The sequence below is a fragment of the Kribbella turkmenica genome (genome assembly GCF_004348725.1).
Classification (GTDB): domain Bacteria; phylum Actinomycetota; class Actinomycetes; order Propionibacteriales; family Kribbellaceae; genus Kribbella; species Kribbella turkmenica.
This window is the reverse complement of record NZ_SMKR01000005.1, coordinates 46,497-61,834: the sequence shown is the minus strand read 5'-3', so window position 1 is coordinate 61,834 and position 15,338 is coordinate 46,497. Positions and strand designations below refer to the sequence as shown.

Annotated in this window: 15 protein-coding genes; 12 read left to right on the top strand and 3 right to left on the bottom strand. The window is 70.6% G+C overall.

Translation table 11 applies throughout. The features are described 5' to 3' along the window. Positions 1-5: 5 nt before the first annotated feature. Positions 6-1,427 (bottom strand): S8 family serine peptidase, encoded by a 1,422-nt coding sequence (locus E1218_RS36935; RefSeq protein WP_233711945.1) that lies wholly within the window; start codon positions 1,425-1,427, stop codon positions 6-8. A gap of 401 nt (positions 1,428-1,828) precedes the next feature. On the opposite strand from E1218_RS36935, the gene E1218_RS02220 reads away from it, so the two are divergent. The 12 genes from E1218_RS02220 to E1218_RS02160 all read left to right on the top strand — a co-directional run bounded on the left by E1218_RS02220 (position 1,829) and on the right by E1218_RS02160 (position 13,678). Beyond that, positions 1,829-2,488 (top strand): hypothetical protein, encoded by a 660-nt coding sequence (locus E1218_RS02220; RefSeq protein ID WP_132315650.1) that lies wholly within the window; start codon positions 1,829-1,831, stop codon positions 2,486-2,488. Positions 2,489-2,966: 478 nt separating this feature from the next. Next, entirely contained in the window at positions 2,967-4,238 is a 1,272-nt protein-coding gene (locus tag E1218_RS02210; protein ID WP_132315648.1) for an ROK family transcriptional regulator, read from the top strand. Positions 4,239-4,353: 115 nt separating this feature from the next. Continuing rightward, positions 4,354-5,856 (top strand): sugar ABC transporter ATP-binding protein, encoded by a 1,503-nt coding sequence (locus E1218_RS02205; protein WP_132315646.1) that lies wholly within the window; start codon positions 4,354-4,356, stop codon positions 5,854-5,856. Next, positions 5,853-6,917 (top strand): ABC transporter permease, encoded by a 1,065-nt coding sequence (locus tag E1218_RS02200; protein WP_233711944.1) that lies wholly within the window; start codon positions 5,853-5,855, stop codon positions 6,915-6,917. Before E1218_RS02205 ends, E1218_RS02200 begins: the two co-directional genes overlap by 4 nt. Positions 6,918-6,931: 14 nt before the next feature. After that, positions 6,932-7,978, top strand: a complete 1,047-nt coding sequence (locus E1218_RS02195; RefSeq protein ID WP_132315644.1) for a substrate-binding domain-containing protein — start codon at positions 6,932-6,934, stop codon at positions 7,976-7,978. Between the two features lie 10 nt (positions 7,979-7,988). Next, positions 7,989-9,152, top strand: coding sequence for a Gfo/Idh/MocA family protein (locus E1218_RS02190; RefSeq protein ID WP_132315642.1), 1,164 nt, complete (start codon positions 7,989-7,991; stop codon positions 9,150-9,152). Then, positions 9,149-10,309 carry a xylose isomerase gene (xylA, locus tag E1218_RS02185; protein ID WP_132315640.1) on the top strand — a complete coding sequence of 387 codons (1,161 nt, stop codon included), beginning with the start codon at positions 9,149-9,151 and terminating at the stop codon, positions 10,307-10,309. Before E1218_RS02190 ends, xylA begins: the two co-directional genes overlap by 4 nt. A 214-nt stretch (positions 10,310-10,523) precedes the next feature. Continuing rightward, complete coding sequence (locus E1218_RS02180) at positions 10,524-10,664, top strand: ThuA domain-containing protein (protein WP_233711943.1); 141 nt, start codon at positions 10,524-10,526, stop codon at positions 10,662-10,664. Positions 10,665-10,733: 69 nt separating this feature from the next. Beyond that, positions 10,734-11,330, top strand: a complete 597-nt coding sequence (locus E1218_RS02175; RefSeq protein ID WP_202865721.1) for a hypothetical protein — start codon at positions 10,734-10,736, stop codon at positions 11,328-11,330. A 220-nt stretch (positions 11,331-11,550) separates the two neighbouring features. Further along, positions 11,551-12,552 (top strand): sugar phosphate isomerase/epimerase family protein, encoded by a 1,002-nt coding sequence (locus tag E1218_RS02170; RefSeq protein ID WP_132315638.1) that lies wholly within the window; start codon positions 11,551-11,553, stop codon positions 12,550-12,552. A 75-nt stretch (positions 12,553-12,627) separates the two neighbouring features. Further along, positions 12,628-12,951 (top strand): hypothetical protein, encoded by a 324-nt coding sequence (locus E1218_RS02165; protein ID WP_132315636.1) that lies wholly within the window; start codon positions 12,628-12,630, stop codon positions 12,949-12,951. Positions 12,952-12,955: 4 nt separating this feature from the next. Continuing rightward, positions 12,956-13,678 (top strand): YqjF family protein, encoded by a 723-nt coding sequence (locus tag E1218_RS02160; RefSeq protein WP_202865720.1) that lies wholly within the window; start codon positions 12,956-12,958, stop codon positions 13,676-13,678. A 248-nt stretch (positions 13,679-13,926) separates the two neighbouring features. On the opposite strand, the gene E1218_RS02155 is transcribed toward E1218_RS02160, so the two are convergent. Together E1218_RS02155 and E1218_RS02150 are read right to left on the bottom strand one after the other, a co-directional pair. After that, positions 13,927-14,505: a GNAT family N-acetyltransferase gene (locus E1218_RS02155; RefSeq protein ID WP_132315634.1), complete on the bottom strand. Its 579-nt coding sequence runs from the start codon at positions 14,503-14,505 to the stop codon at positions 13,927-13,929. A 20-nt stretch (positions 14,506-14,525) separates the two neighbouring features. Then, complete coding sequence (locus E1218_RS02150; protein WP_132315632.1) at positions 14,526-15,320, bottom strand: SGNH/GDSL hydrolase family protein; 795 nt, start codon at positions 15,318-15,320, stop codon at positions 14,526-14,528. Positions 15,321-15,338 lie beyond the last annotated feature (18 nt).

Sequence of the window (15,338 nt, the reverse complement as noted above, 5' to 3'; positions counted from 1 at the left end):
TCCGGTCAGGTGAGCGACACCGCGAGGTTGCGGGCCGCGGGGGAGTCGACCCGGTACCAGTCGACGTCGCCCTCCACCCCGAAGGTGGAGCTCGCCGAGCTCGTCAGCGCGACCGCCCGGGACGGCTGGTCGTTGCCGTCGGCACCGGCCACCGGGAAGTCGGTGGTCCACTTGCCGCCGAGGGCGGCGTACGCGTCCAGCATGCCGGCGCCGTAGTACGGATCGATGCCGCGCGGTCCGGCGTCGCGGGCGGTCGCCTTCAGCCGGGCCATCACCTGGGCCGGGGTGAACGAGGGCCACTTGTTCCGCACCAGCGCCGCGACACCCGCGACGATCGGCGACGAGAACGACGTTCCCGACAGGCCGAGCCAGTACGGGTCGTACCCGGCCGGCGTCTTCGCCCTGGGAGCCGTGCTGGTGATGTCGAAGCCGGGAGCCGCGATGTCGACCGTGTCGCCGTACGTGCTGAACTCCGTCAGGGCGCCGTACCAGCTGGTCGCGCCGACCGAGAGCACCTCCGGGTACGCCGCCGGGTAGTGCGGAGCCGAGACGCCGGTGTTGCCGGAGGCGGCCACCAGCACGACACCCTTCGCGACCGCGTTCTTGATCGCGGTGTGCAGGACCGGGTTGTCGCCGTCGCCGCCGAGCGACATGTTGATCACCCGGGCACCGTTGCGGACCGCCCAGTTGATGCCGTTGATGACGTTCGCGTCGCTGCCGTTGCCGTTGTCGTCGAGCACCTTCACCGGCCGGACCTTCGCGTTCCAGGCCACCCCGGCGATGCCGATGGTGTTGCTGGTGCCGGCCGCGATGATGCCGGTGACCGACGTTCCGTGCCCGTCGCCGTCGTTCGGCGGCAAGGCGGTGTTGAAGGTGTTGTAACCGGGCAGCAGGTGGCCGGCCAGGTCCGGGTGACCGGCGTCGACACCGGTGTCCAGGACGGCGACGGTCTGGCTGCCGGCCGACCGGGTCAGGTCCCAAGCCTGGTTGACCCGGACGTACGGCAGGTACTTCTGGTAGTTCCGGTAGAGCCAGTCGTTCGGGGTGGCGGACTTGCGCCGGAGGTAGTTGAGGGAGGCCAGTTCGACGGCGGGGTCGGCGTTGACCTTCTTCAGCAACTCGGCGGCCGGCACGTCCCCGGTGACGGTGACCACGTCCGAGGTGACCGAGACGTCTGGTGTGCCCCTGACCCGGGACAGCGCGGCCTTGCGGGCCGACGTGGTCGCCGTGGGCTTGAACTGCACGATCACGGACTTGGCGTCGTACGCGGGTCCGCTCGCCCTCTCGGGGCGGAGGTTGGCCGGGAACGGGCGGGTCCCGGCGGACACCTCGGCGGTGCCGGACGAGCCGGTGACCGCCACCAGTGTCGCGGCGACCATCGCCGCGGGCAGGCCCAGGCGCAGGAGTTGAGCAGGACGGACGGACAAGGGGACCCCCCCAAGGGTCTCAAGGAACAGTGCCCGGAGTATGCCAGAGGTCTGATCCGGATCGCCGCGTGCCGCGGATGTCAGTTGCTGCAACAGCCGGTGTCGTGGGTAGGGGCAGACGGTCAGCCGACGGCACCTGGGTGCGATCCCCTCGTGACCGTACGTGCCGAAATGTTAAAGCAGCGTTGAGGAATGCCGAGCGTGTGACTATGCCGACGCAGAGTGGGGAACCTGCCCGTGGTCGGGGGCGGATCGTAGCGGTGCGCAAGTGAGGGGGAGCAGTGGGTGACGCTGGGTGATTTCCTCTGGTCGGGAGCGCCGGGAACATGGGACGATCGGCCACCGGAGGCACATCAGGGGGCGGGCATGGCGATGGCCAGGCAGTTGACGAGTGAGGCTGTATGAACGGGCGGACAGCGCAGGAGAGCCGGCTCCCGGTGAACGGGACCGCGGCGGCGAACGGGACCAACGGTCACGGTCCGCAACCAGAGCCTCACCTGAACCATCTGGACCCGCCACCCGAGGACGCCCCCGAACCATCGCCCGCACGCACCAACGGCCGGGCGGACGGTACGACGCTCGGCGAGTTCAACACCCCGGTCCGGGTCGACGAGATCGCCGTCGCCGCGATGGCGCTGTCGGAGAACCTCCAGGCGGCCACTCGCGGGATGCCGGAGTCGCCACAGCTGCGGCGTTTCCGCCACGACCTCGACCACGCCGCCAGCACGTTCCGGTCGGTGGCGAACGAACTGGAGGCGACCGCGGGCAGCCTGATCCGGCTGGCCGCGAACGAAGGCCAGTCGTGCGGCGTCGGCTGGGGCGTCTGCCCGGAGCACGGTCTCACCTTGATGAACATCGGCGAGACCGTCACCTGCCACGTACTCGGCTGCGACCGCGAGAACGAGGGCGCGGTCGAGCGCTGCGAGCACCCGGTCGCCTACCGCGTCGTCGACGCGGCCGGCCCGGCCCTGTTCACCTGCGCCGGTCACGCGATCGCCTGCCGCCTCTACCTCGACGACGCCGTCATCACGCTGGCATCCGACAGCCTCGAACTGTTCTAGGCGATCGTTCGGCGCTGTCGGCCGCACTGGTGCCGGCGGAGACCCGAACGGAACTCGGCGGTCTTCGCGATCTGGTGGTTGCTCTCGTTGTACTCGTTGAACACAGCTGGAGAGGCCCTGCACGCCGACCCGGGTGAGTTGTCGAACTGCCGGCACATCAGGTCGCCGTGGCGACGGTGCCCGGGCTGGAGGTCACCCGGGTGAAACACCCGGCCCGGTATCGACGGTGGCTTTCCGACCACGTCGCCGGCGGACAGGAGAAGTCGCGAAGGTAGAAACGCTCTGCACTTCGCGCAAGCGCTGGACGGCGGCTGCGTAAGTTCCGGAACCACGCCACCCTGGCCAAAGAGAGCGTTTGCCCGCTAGCGTCCGTGAGAACTTCTCTGCAACATCTTGACGCCGTCTCCGGCCGTACTTAGTTTGTTGGTTCAACAGACAAAGTCTGTGACTGAGCTCACAAATCGGTGAGGTGGGGCGCATGACGTTGACCGGAGGCAGCCGTTCCGGCGGCCGCGGCGTCGCCGCCGACCACGTATCGCTGCGCCGGAACAACCTCTCGGTCGTCCTCCGGCACGTCCGCGACCTCGGCCCGCGGTCGCGGGCCCGGATCGCCGCCGACACCGGCCTGAACAAGGCCACCGTCAGCAGCCTGGTCGCCGAGCTGGTCGGGCGTGGACTGCTCCGCGAAGGCCCGGCCGACTCCACCCGTGCCCTCGGCCGGCCCGGTCAGCTCGTCGAGCTGGACGGCACCGGTGTCTGCGGTGTCGGCGCCGAGGTCAACGTCGACTATCTCGCCGTCACCGCTCTCGACCTGACCGGCGACACGGTCAGCGAGCGACGGGTCCCGCTGGACGCGGCCCATCTCGACCCCGGTACGACGCTCGACCGCCTGGCCGGCCTGATCCGTGAGGCCGTCGCGGCCGTCGACGCCCGCGGCGGACAGGTCGCCGGCGTGACCCTGGCGGTACCGGGTCTGGTCCAGGGCGACACCGGCGAGCTGAAGCTGGCCCCGAACCTGGGGTGGGGCGAGGTTCCGGTGATCCGGGAGATGCGCGAACGGTTGGGTGGACCATCGTACCCGCTGCATGTCGACAACGAGGCGAACCTCGCCGCGCGGGCGGCGTACTCGGAGCTGCGAAAGGTCGAACCGGTCCAGGATCTCGTCCTGCTCACCGGCGCGGTCGGTGTCGGCGGCGGGATGGTGTCCAACGGGCACCTGCTGCGCGGCGGACGCGGGTACAGCGGCGAGGTCGGGCACATGCCGGTCGCGCCGGAGGGCCGCACCTGCGGCTGCGGCCGGACCGGCTGCTGGGAGACCGTCGTGGGCCTGACCGCACTGTTGCACCAGGCAACGGACGGGGACGATCCAGTCCGCGATCCGTCGCTCGACGTCGAACGACGGCTGGCCGAGATCATCGCGCGGGCCGAGGCGGGGGAGCCCCGGACGCTGACCGCGCTGAAGGACGTCGGAACCTGGCTGGGGATTGGGGGAGCGATCCTGGTGAACATCCTGAACCCGGACGTGCTCGTGCTCGGCGGCTACTTCGCCGTCCTCGGGCCGTGGCTGGAGGAACCGCTGGAGACGGCGATCCGCGACCGCGTGATCGCCCCGGACGGCGGCGGCTGCCGCGTGGTCCGCTCGGAGCTCGGCTTCACCGCGGCGGTCCGCGGCGGAGCGCAGATCTCACTCGACCAGGTCTTCGTCGACCCGACGGTGATCGGCCGGGCCGGAACCGGAGTCGCCCAATGACCGAGTCCCAGGCCACGCTGCCGCGCGGCCGGTCATGCGGCTGTGACTCCCGGCCTTGCCTCGTCGCTGCGGTCGCTGCGCTCCGCCCGCTCCTCAGTCCAGGCCGGGAGGCCGCATGTCCGATCTGCTGACCATGACCGGCATCGTCAAGGAGTTCCCGGGGGTCCGGGCGCTCGACGGGGTCGACCTGGACGTCCGCGCCGGCGAAGTGCACTGCCTGCTCGGCCAGAACGGCGCCGGCAAGTCCACGCTCATCCGGGTGCTGACCGGTGCGCACCAGCCGGACGCCGGCACCGTCCGGATCAACAGCGAGCCGGTGCGGTTCAACAGCCCGACGGACGCGATCCAGCGCGGCATCGCGGCGATCTACCAGGAGCTCGACCTGGTCCCCGAGCTGACGGTCGCCGAGAACATCTTCCTCGGCCACGAGCCGGCCCGGTTCGGCTTCAGCCGCAGGCACGAGGCGACCGCCCGGGCCCGCGAGATCCTCCGGGGACTGGGCCACGGCGAGATCCCGGCACACCGCACGGTCGGGTCGCTGCCGGCCGCCGGGCAGCAGGTGGTCAGCATGGCGCGGGCGCTGTCGCGCGACGCCCGGCTGATCGTGATGGACGAGCCGTCCGCCGTCCTCGATCCCGAGGAGGTCGCCAACCTGTTCCGGGTCATCCGCGACCTCACCGCCCGCGGCGTCGCCGTCGTCTACATCTCGCACCGGCTGGAGGAGATCCGGCAGATCGGCGACCGCGTCACCGTGCTGAAGGACGGCGCCACCGTCGCCACCGGGCTGGACGCCCGAAAGACGCCGACCAGGGAACTCATCCGGTTGATGACGGGCCGCTCGATCGAGTACGTCTTCCCGCCCCGGCGCGAGATCCTCAGTACGGCGCCGGTCGTGCTCGAGGTGGCCGACCTGACCCGGCCGGGTGAGTTCGCCGGGATCGGGTTCACCGTCCGGTCCGGCGAGATCCTCGGCCTGGCCGGACTCGTGGGCTCGGGGCGTTCCGAAGTCCTCGAGACCGTGTACGGCGCCCGGCGCGCGGCCGGCGGTTCGGTCACCGTCGACGGCGTCACGCTGCGGCCGGGCCGGGTGCAGTCGGCCGTGAAGGCGGGTGTCGGGCTGGCGCCGGAGGAGCGGAAGAGCCAGGCGCTGCTCCTGGACGAGGCCGTGTACAAGAACATCACGGTGTCGTCCATGCAGCGGTTCGCCAGCGGGGGGTTCCTGTACGGCCGGGCCGAGCGGGAGGCGGCCGCCGAGTTGTCCAGGTCCCTGGACGTTCGCCCGGCCGGCGTCGACCATCCCGTGCGCAACCTGTCCGGCGGCAACCAGCAGAAGGTCGTGCTGGCCCGCTGGCTGCTGCGGGACTGCCGCGTGCTGCTGCTCGACGAACCGACGCGCGGAGTCGACGTCGGCGCACGGTCCGAGATCTACGCGCTGATCCACAAACTGGCCGCGAATGGGGTCGCGATCGTGCTGGTCTCCAGCGAGGTGGAGGAAGTCCTCGGTCTCGCCGACCGGGTCGTCGTACTGCGGGAGGGACGGGCCGTGTACAGCGGACCCGCGCAAGACATCGACGAGCACCAGGTGCTCGACCTGGTGATGGAAGGAAGTGCCTTGTGAGTGAAGACATCGCACGCCCGCCCGAACAAACCGCGTCGACCCAGGCGACGGTCACGCCGCCGGCGGCGCCGCGGTCCGGCAACCTGCTGAGGTCGGGGCTCGGACGCAACGTCGGCCTGGTGGTCGCGCTCGTCCTGCTCTGTCTGGTCGGCGTCGTCACCGCCGGGGACACGTTCGCCACCGGTGCGAACGTGCTCACCATCCTGCGCCTGGCCGCCGTCATCGGCGTGGTCAGCATCGGCATGACCTTCGTCATCACCAGCGGGGGGATCGACCTGTCCGTCGGTGCGATGGTCGCGCTCGCGTCGGTCTGGGCGACCACGCTGGCGACCCAGCAGTTGGCCGAGGACTACCACTGGATCCTGATGGTCACCACCGCGCTGCTGGTCGGCGCCGCGGCCGGCCTGGTCAACGGCCTGCTCGTTGCCTACGGCAAGATCGTGCCGTTCATCGCGACCCTGGCGATGCTCGCCGCCGCCCGCGGCCTGGCCGAGATCATCTCCGACCGGAAGACGCAGATCGTCTCGGTGAACGGTTTCGTCGACTTCTTCGGCGGCTCGCTGATCGGGCTGCCGGTGCTGGTGTGGATCTTCCTGCTGGTCGCCGCGGCCGGCTGGGTGGTGCTCAACCGGACCACGTTCGGCCGCCGGACCTTCGCCGTCGGCGGCAACGCCGAGGCCGCCCGGCTGGCCGGCATCAAGGTGCAGCGGCACACCGTCGCGCTGTACGTCCTGGCCGGGCTGTGCTGCGGCATCGCCGCGGTGATGCTGATGGCCCGGACGACGACCGGCAGCTCGACCCACGGTCAGTTGTACGAGCTGGACGCGATCGCGGCCGTGGTCATCGGCGGCACGCTGCTGTCCGGCGGTCGCGGGACGATCGGCGGCACCGTGTTCGGCGTGCTGATCTTCACCACCCTGAACAACGTCTTCACCCTCAACAACCTGAGTATCTCCGCCCAGTCGGTGGCGAAGGGCCTGATCATCGTGATCGCCGTCCTTCTCCAGCAGCGCCTCGCCGGAGGCGACCGCATCTTCGCGGCCCGCACGACCCGCCAATGAGAAGGAGGACAACGATGTCCACACGTTCCGCCCGCACGCTGATCATCGCCGGCCTGAGCGTGCTCGCGCTGGCCGCCTGCACAAGCAACACCCCGGAGGCCGAGGAGAACACCGGCGGCAACGCCGCACCGCAGGGCGCGGCGGCCGGCAAGAACGACGAGCCGGGCCAGAAGGTCCGGATCGGGTTCTCCGCGCCGGCCGCCGACCACGGCTGGATGGGCGCCATCACCAAGGCCACCCAGGCCGAGGCGAAGAAGTACCCCGACATCGAGCTGATCGTTGCCGAAGGCACCAACGACGTGAGCCTGCAGATCAGCCAGGTGGAGACGTTCATCAACCAGAAGGTGGACGCGATCGTGCTGCTGCCGTTCGACGGCGCGGCGCTCACCCCGGTGGCGGTCAAGGCGATGGAGGCCGGCATCACCGTGGTGAACGTCGACCGTGAGTTCGACAGCCCGTTCGCGGCCCGGACCACGATCCTCGGCGACAACTACGGCATGGGTCGCTCCGCCGGGACCTACGTCTGCCAGCAGTTGGAGGGCAAGGCGAACTCGGTGGTCGCGGAGATCGCCGGCATCGACTCGCTGCCGCTGACCCAGGACCGCAGCCGGGGCTTCAAGGAGGCGCTGGCCGACTGCGGGCTGAAGGTGAGCAACCGGGTCGCCGCCGAGTTCACCGTCGAGTCCGGTGAGCGGGCGGCCGCCAACCTGCTGCAGGCGGCGCCGAAGATCGACGCGATCTGGAACCACGACGACGACCAGGGGGTCGGCGTGATGGCGGCGATCAAGAACTCCGGCCGCAAGGAGTTCTTCGTGGTCGGCGGCGCCGGCTCGGCGAACGTGATGCGCGACATCAAGGCCGGCAACTCGTTGCTGAAGGCGACCGTCATCTACCCGTCCACGCAGGGCGCCGACGGTGTCCGGCTGGCCCGGCTGCTGGTGCAGAAGAAGGCCCTCGCCGACCTGGTGGAGGTCGAGGTGCCGCGGACCATCCAGCTGTACGCGCCGGTGGTGACCAAGGACAACGTCGACCAGTACCTGCCGACCGCATTCGAGAGCTAAGAGGAGAGCTATGACGAACCTGGGCATCGGCCTGATCGGCTACGCGTTCATGGGCGCGGCCCACTCGCAGGCCTGGCGGAGCGCGCCGCGCTTCTTCGACCTGCCGCTGAACCCCGAGATGACCGTGCTCTGCGGGCGCACCCCCGACGCGGTCGCGGCCGCGGCGGCGAAGCTCGGCTGGCAGGAGACCGAGACCGACTGGCGCAAGCTGCTCGGCCGCGACGACATCCAGCTGATCGACGTCTGCACGCCGGGGGACAGCCACGCCGAGATCGCGATCGCCGCCTTGGAAGCCGGCAAGCACGTGCTGTGCGAGAAGCCGCTGGCCAACACGGTCGAGGAGGCCGAGGCGATGACCGCCGCGGCCGAGGCGGCGGCGGCCAGGGGGATCAGGTCGATGGTCGGGTTCACCTACCGCCGGGTGCCGGCCATCGGGCTGGCGCGGCAGCTCGTCGCCGACGGCAGACTGGGCACGATCCGGCACGTCCGGGCGCAGTACCTGCAGGACTGGATCGCCGATCCGGAGGCGCCGCTGTCGTGGCGGCTGGACAAGGAGAAGGCCGGCTCCGGCGCGCTCGGTGACATCGGCGCGCACATCATCGACCTGACGCAGTACATCACCGGCGACCGGATCGCCGAGGTCAGCGGTCAGCTCGAGACGTTCGTCAAGGAGCGCCCGGTCGCGGCCGAGCATTCCGGCCTGGCCGGTACGGCGGGTGCCGAGCGCGGACCGGTGACGGTCGACGACGCGGCCGTCTTCCTGGCGAAGTTCGGCTCCGGGGCGCTCGGCGTGTTCGAGGCGACCCGGTTCGCGACCGGCCGGAAGAACGCTATCCGGATCGAGATCAACGGCAGCCTGGGGAGCCTCGCGTTCGACTTCGAGGACATGAACCTCCTGCACTTCTACGACGGAGGAGAGGACGCGGCCACCGCCGGATTCCGCCGCATCCTCGCCACCGAGTCCGCCCACCCGTACGTCGGAGCGTGGTGGCCGCCCGGCCACCTGCTCGGTTACGAGCACGGGTTCACCCATCAAGTCGTCGACCTGGTCACCGCGATCGCCGATGGAGCCGATCCGACACCGTCGTTCGCCGACGGGCTGCGGGTCCAGCGTGTGCTGGCCGCGGTCGAGGCCAGCTCGACCTCCCGACAATGGCAGGAGATTCCTCAATGAACAGCTACACCCCGACGAAGGACGACAAGTTCTCGTTCGGTCTCTGGACGATCGGCTGGCAGGGCGTCGACGTCTTCGGTACGGCGGTCCGGCCGGCGATGGACCCGGTGCACGCGGTCGAGAAGCTCGCGGAGCTGGGAGCCGCGGCGGTCACGTTCCACGACGACGACCTGGTCCCCGACGACCCGACCCGCGGGCAGGTGCTCGAACGGTTCACGAAGGCGCTGGCCGACACCGGGCTGGGTGTCGAGATGATGACCACCAACCTGTTCAGCCACCCGGTCTTCAAGGACGGCGGCCTGACCGCCAACGACCGTCAGGTTCGCCGGTACGCGCTGGCGAAGGTGCTGCGCAACGTCGACCTGGCGGCCGAGCTGGGTGCGACGACGTACGTGCTCTGGGGTGGTCGCGAAGGGGCCGAGTCCGGTGGTTCGAAGGACGTGAACGCGGCCCTGGACCGGTACAAGGAGTCGCTCGACATCCTGTGCGCGTACGTGCGGGAGCAGGGCTACGACATCCGGTTCGCGATCGAGCCGAAGCCGAACGAGCCGCGCGGTGACATCCTGCTGCCGTCGATCGGCCACGCGATCGCGTTCATCAACGACCTGGCTGACCCCGAGCTGGTCGGCATCAATCCCGAGGTCGGGCACGAGCAGATGGCCGGCCTGAACTACGCGCACGGGATCGCGCAGGCGCTGTGGCACGGGAAGCTGTACCACATCGACCTCAACGGCCAGCACGGTCCGCGGTTCGACCAGGACCTGCGCTTCGGCGCCGGCAACCTGCGCGAGGCGTTCTGGACGGTCGACGTGCTGCAGGGCACCGAGGGCCGCCCCGGGTACGACGGCTACGTGCACTTCGACTACAAGCCGCCGCGGACCGAGGACGAGGAAGGCGTCTGGGAGACCGCCCGCGGCTGCATGCGGAACTACCTGATCCTGCGCGAGAAGGTGAAGGCGTTCCGCGCCGACCCCGAGGTGGCCGAGGCACTCGCCGCGGCCAAGGTCGCGGAGTTGTCCGAGCCCACCCTGGCCGAGGGTGAGAGCCTGGCAGACCTCCGCAACGACAAGTACGACCCGGACGCGCTGGCCGAGCGCGGTCTCGGGTTCGAGAAGCTGGACCAGCTGGCCATGGAGCACCTGCTCGGCGTTCGCTGATCCGGTACCACCTCCCGCGCAGGGCAGAGCACGGGACTTGCGGTAGCAGCTGGGGCCCGAGGCCCCGGCTGGATGGAGCGCGCGCCTTGTCCGACCCATGAGGAGCTCCGCATGATCCAGCTACGCAGGCACGGCACGACGATTCGTGCGCTCGTGCTCGCCCTGATCGCGGCGGTCTCGATCCCGCTGCCGGGTACGGCTCATCCCGGCCACGGTGACGAGACCTTCAACGCAGCAGGCCGCCTTCGAGCGCTACATCCGCGCTGGCGGCGGCTACGCCGGGGTGCACGCGGCCTCGGACGCCGAGTACGACTGGCCCTGGCACGGCGAGCTCGTCGGCAGCAGGCCGGGCTGATGGTGTACGCCGACGACGCCAACTACGTGAAAGCTCGACTACCTGACCACCAAGGCACCCGGGCCGACGGTGACCCGTGGACTGGAGTTGCGCAGGGAGGTCGCCGACGCGGTCACCGAACCGGCGCCGAACGCGGCGCTGGAGTCGGCGTCGTTCGGGGTCTATGCGTTCGGGACCGACCAGGTGGCGTCGAAGACCGCACGGTTCGACTACTTCAAGCTGGTCCGGGACACGGTCGCGCCGTCGGTCAACCTGTCGCTGGACCCGTCGACGCCGTCCGGTCTCGCCGGCTGGTGGACCGATCCGGTGGTCGCCACCGCGATGGCGACCGACGACCAGGCCGGGCAGGTGTACGTGGAGCAGAAGGTCGGAACCGGCGACTGGTCCAAGTACACGGCGACGGTGCCGTTCACCGTGGTCGCGTCGTACCCGGAGACGGTGAAGCTGGTGGAGCGCTACCGGATCGCCGGAACGGTGCCGTTGGCAACTGCCAAGGTGATGAAGATCCAGCTGGGACTGGCGGAACGAGCGGCCCGCCGGAACCAGCAGGTCGTCGCGACAGTCGCCCTCGACCTGTTCCTGGCCAAGGCGCGGACGGTCCGCGACGTACCGGCCCGCACCTTGCTCACCGCCGTCGGTCAGGACCTGAAGAGCAGGCTGGACTGATGACGTCGCCGTGGGAGATCGCCTTTCGTCACCTGCCGCCTCCCCGGCTGGTTCGACCCCACCCGGCGCAGCCGGCAGCGAGCGGTCTCCCGCGGCCGGCGGGGACCCCCGGCGCCGCCCCGCGCCCCAGGCGCCGCCGGGGGACACCCCGCACCCCGATCCACAGCTCGCCCCGGCTGTCCGCAGTACCGAGAACCGGTTCGACGAAGGAGTAATGCACATGGCCCGACCGATCACCCTGTTCACCGGCCAGTGGGCTGACCTGCCGTTCGAGGAGGTGGCGCGGCTGGCGTCGTCCTGGGGCTACGAGGGACTGGAGATCGCCTGCTGGGGTGACCACCTCGACGTCCGGCGCGCGGCCGAGGACCACGCGTACGTGCGGGACCGGCTGGACATCCTGGAGAAGTACAACCTGAAGGTCTGGACGATCTCCAACCACCTGCTCGGCCAGGCCGTCTGCGACGACCCGATCGACCAGCGCCACCAGGCGATCCTGCCCGCCCACATCTGGGGCGAGGGCGACCCCGAGGGCGTCCGGCAGCGGGCCGCGGAGGACATGAAGTCGACGGCCCGCGCGGCCCGGGCGCTCGGCGTGGACGTGGTCGTCGGGTTCACCGGCTCGTCGATCTGGAAGACGGTGGCGATGTTCCCGCCGGTGCCGCCGGCCATGATCGAGGCGGGTTACCGGGACTTCGCCGACCGGTGGAACCCGATCCTGGACGTGTTCGACGAGGTCGGCGTGCGGTTCGCGCACGAGGTGCACCCGTCCGAGATCGCCTACGACTACTGGTCGACCACGGCGACCCTGGAGGCGATCGGGCACCGGCCGGCGTTCGGGCTCAACTGGGACCCGTCGCACTTCGTCTGGCAGGACCTCGACCCGGTCGGCTTCCTCTGGGACTTCAAGGACCGGATCTACCACGTCGACTGCAAGGACGCGAAGCGCCAGGTCGGCAACGGCCGCAACGGCCGGATGGGGTCGCACCTGGCCTGGGGCGACCCGCGGCGCGGCTGGGACTTCGTGTCCACCGGCCACGGCGACGTCCCGTGGGAGGCGTGCTTCCGGATGCTGAACACGATCGGCTACACCGGGCCGATCTCAATCGAGTGGGAGGACGCCGGTATGGACCGCCTGGCCGGTGCCGCCGAAGCCCTCCAGTTCGTCCGCTCGTTGGCCTTCGACCCGCCGGCCGCGTCCTTCGACGCCGCCTTCTCCTCCTGAACCCCGCGCACGTCCCCGGCCGCCGGCCGGGGACGTGCGGGACAGGCGCCCAGCCCGGGGTTTACGCTCGTTGGCATGACAGCAGGCACGTACGTCGCCAGGATCGTCGAGGAGCCGGAGCACGGCATCAGGCTCGAGCCGGCGGACGGCTCGGTGGCGCCGGACCAGCCGACCGAGGTGAACCTGCTCGTCATGGCGATCGCGCTCGCCCTCGGCGCCGCCGGCTACCGGCACCACGCCGAGATGCGTGATCCCGAGCTGCAGACCCTGGACGCGCTGCTGAGCGGCGACACCGCGATGCCGTGGCGGGCGAGCGCCGAGCCGGCCGGTACGCCGTACATCGTCTGCGAGCTGAACGACGGCCGCCCCACCTGCGAGGTCCGGCCCGGCGCCGACTGATCGGGTGGACGCGAGCTGGCCCGAGGCACCGGCCCTGCGGCGGCCGCGGATCCTGCGGCAGGGCTGGCGTGAGCTGACCTTCCTACACTGGGCCGTGAGCCCGTCGACGGTCGCGCACTTCTTTCCGCCCGGAGCACGCCCGGACACCTTCGAGGGACGGACGTACGTCGGCCTCGTGCCCTTCCGCATGGTCGGCAGCGGGTTCCCCCGCGGCCCGGCGGTCCCGTACTTCGGCACGTTCCTGGAGACCAACGTCCGGCTGTACTCCGTCGACACGTCCGGCCGCCGGGGTGTCGTCTTCCTGAGCCTGGACGCCGACCGGCTGGCGGTGGTCGCGGCGGCCCGGACGGTCTTCGGCCTGCCGTACCGCTGGGCCGCGATGTCGCATGGCGCCGACGGCAACGATCACGTCTACACCTCGACCGTGCGTCATCCGGGCGTCCGGGCGTCGAGCAGGGTGGCCGTACGCACCGGTGAGCCGTTGGCAGCAGGGCCGCTCGAGGACTTCCTCACCGCTCGGTGGGGGCTGCACGTCGCGCGAGCCGGACGGACCTGGTACCTGCCCAATCAGCACCCGCCGTGGGTCCTTCACGCCGCCGAGCTGGTCGGCTTCGACGACCGCGGGCTGCTGGCGTCCGTCGGCCTCACCGGCCTGAGCAGGCCGCCGGACCACGTCGCCTACAGTCCGGGTGTCCCCGCGGAGTTCGGGCTCCCGTCGCGTCTGTGAACCTCGCGATGTCAAGATTGCCGATCCTGTTCCGACGTCCGGGTGTAGGCACCGCGAAGGCGATGCCCTGACGCGGAGGACGGACAGATGGAACCGCTGAACCTGATGGTGTCGCTGAGCCAGTTCGGCAGCAGCAAGTCGACGCTCCCGCCCAAGGAGCCCCGCCGCGGACGGAGGTCACGCAGGGCGGCTGACCGGACGCAGCCCGCATCCGTCGCCCGCCGCTGGCTACGGGCCGTCACGGCGCGTTAGTGCGCCGGGCGGTACATCGCGTAGTGGATGGGACCGCGGTGGGGAAGTTCGAGCTCGGCGACGACGGTGAAGCCGAGGGACTCGTAGAAGGTGAGGTTCGCGGGTTCCTGGGTCTCCACGAACGCCGGGGAGTGTTCGGCGTCCGCGGCCGCCAGCCCCGGGTTGATGACGGCCCGGCCGAGGCCCTGTTGCTGACGGCTGGGGTCGACGCCGACGAGGGCCAGGAACCACACCGGTGACTGCGGGCGGAAGATCCCCATCGCCTGCTCGTACTCGGCGGCCAGCGCGGCCCGCGACCCGGCCAGGTCCTTGAACGCCTCGGCGTGCGGCGCGAAGGCGTTCGGGGGAGTGGCCGGCGTCGTCCAGACGGCGACGGCACTCACGTCCGACGTGACCCAGACGCGGCCGTGGGGCATGCCGATACGGGTGAGGAAGAGCCGTTGGTACCGCGCCAGCCGGTCGAGGTACTGGTCCGGGTCGAGGCTTGTCCGGGTCATCGGGTAGTCCTCGAACGCGCGGGTCAGGGTGCGGACCGCCGCGTCGACGTCGGTCTCGGTCGCGCTCCGCACCTCCATGGTCCGAGCCTACGTCCGGACTACGTCCTCAAGGCCCGCACGACCAGGTCGGCGACGGCTCGCATGCCGGCCGCGTTCGGGTGATACGGGACGACGCCGCCCAGCGCGGGCGGCCGGAGGGTGAAACCGGTCGTCCACGGCTCGGCGGAGCCGATCGCGTGGTCCTGGCTCACGGCCGAGGCGGCGACCAGGCCGGCGCCCGTGCCGGCGGCCGCCTTCGCGAACGCGGCGGCGAGGCTGTCGGCCATCATCGCGACGCTCGGCAACTGTTCCTCGTTGAGCGGTACGTCGAGCCGCGGCCGGGTCGCCGGTCCGACGAGGGTCAGGTAGTCGACGAGGACGACGCGGGCCGCCGGTGCCTGCTCGCGGACCCGTTCGACGACGGTGACCAGGGAGTCGGTCACGGCTTGGTAGGCGGCATCGTCCTTGAGGTAGCTCACCCGGGCACGGATGCGGTTCGCGACCCGGCGACCGAGCAGGTTCGCGGGTTTCGCGAACGTGTTCAGCCTGCTGCCCCGGGTGAAGGTCCCGACGTACTCGAGATCGTTGCCGCCGACAGTGATCGTCACCACAGCGGTGGCCGGGGTGACGGCGTCGAGTTGCGGAGGTGCCTCGTCCTGCGGGGTGTCCAGCAGGTTCGCGGTGGTCGCGCCGGAGTAGGTGACGTCAGTGAGGTCGAGGCCGAGCTCGGCGGCGACCAGGTGCGGGTAGTTGCGCCCGGACCGTCCGGCCGGCCTGTGCACGATCGGGTCGATTCCTGGGCCCGCGGCGAACGAACTGCCGAGGGCGACGTACCGGCTGCCGGGTGCGATCACCGGACCACGATAGCCGCG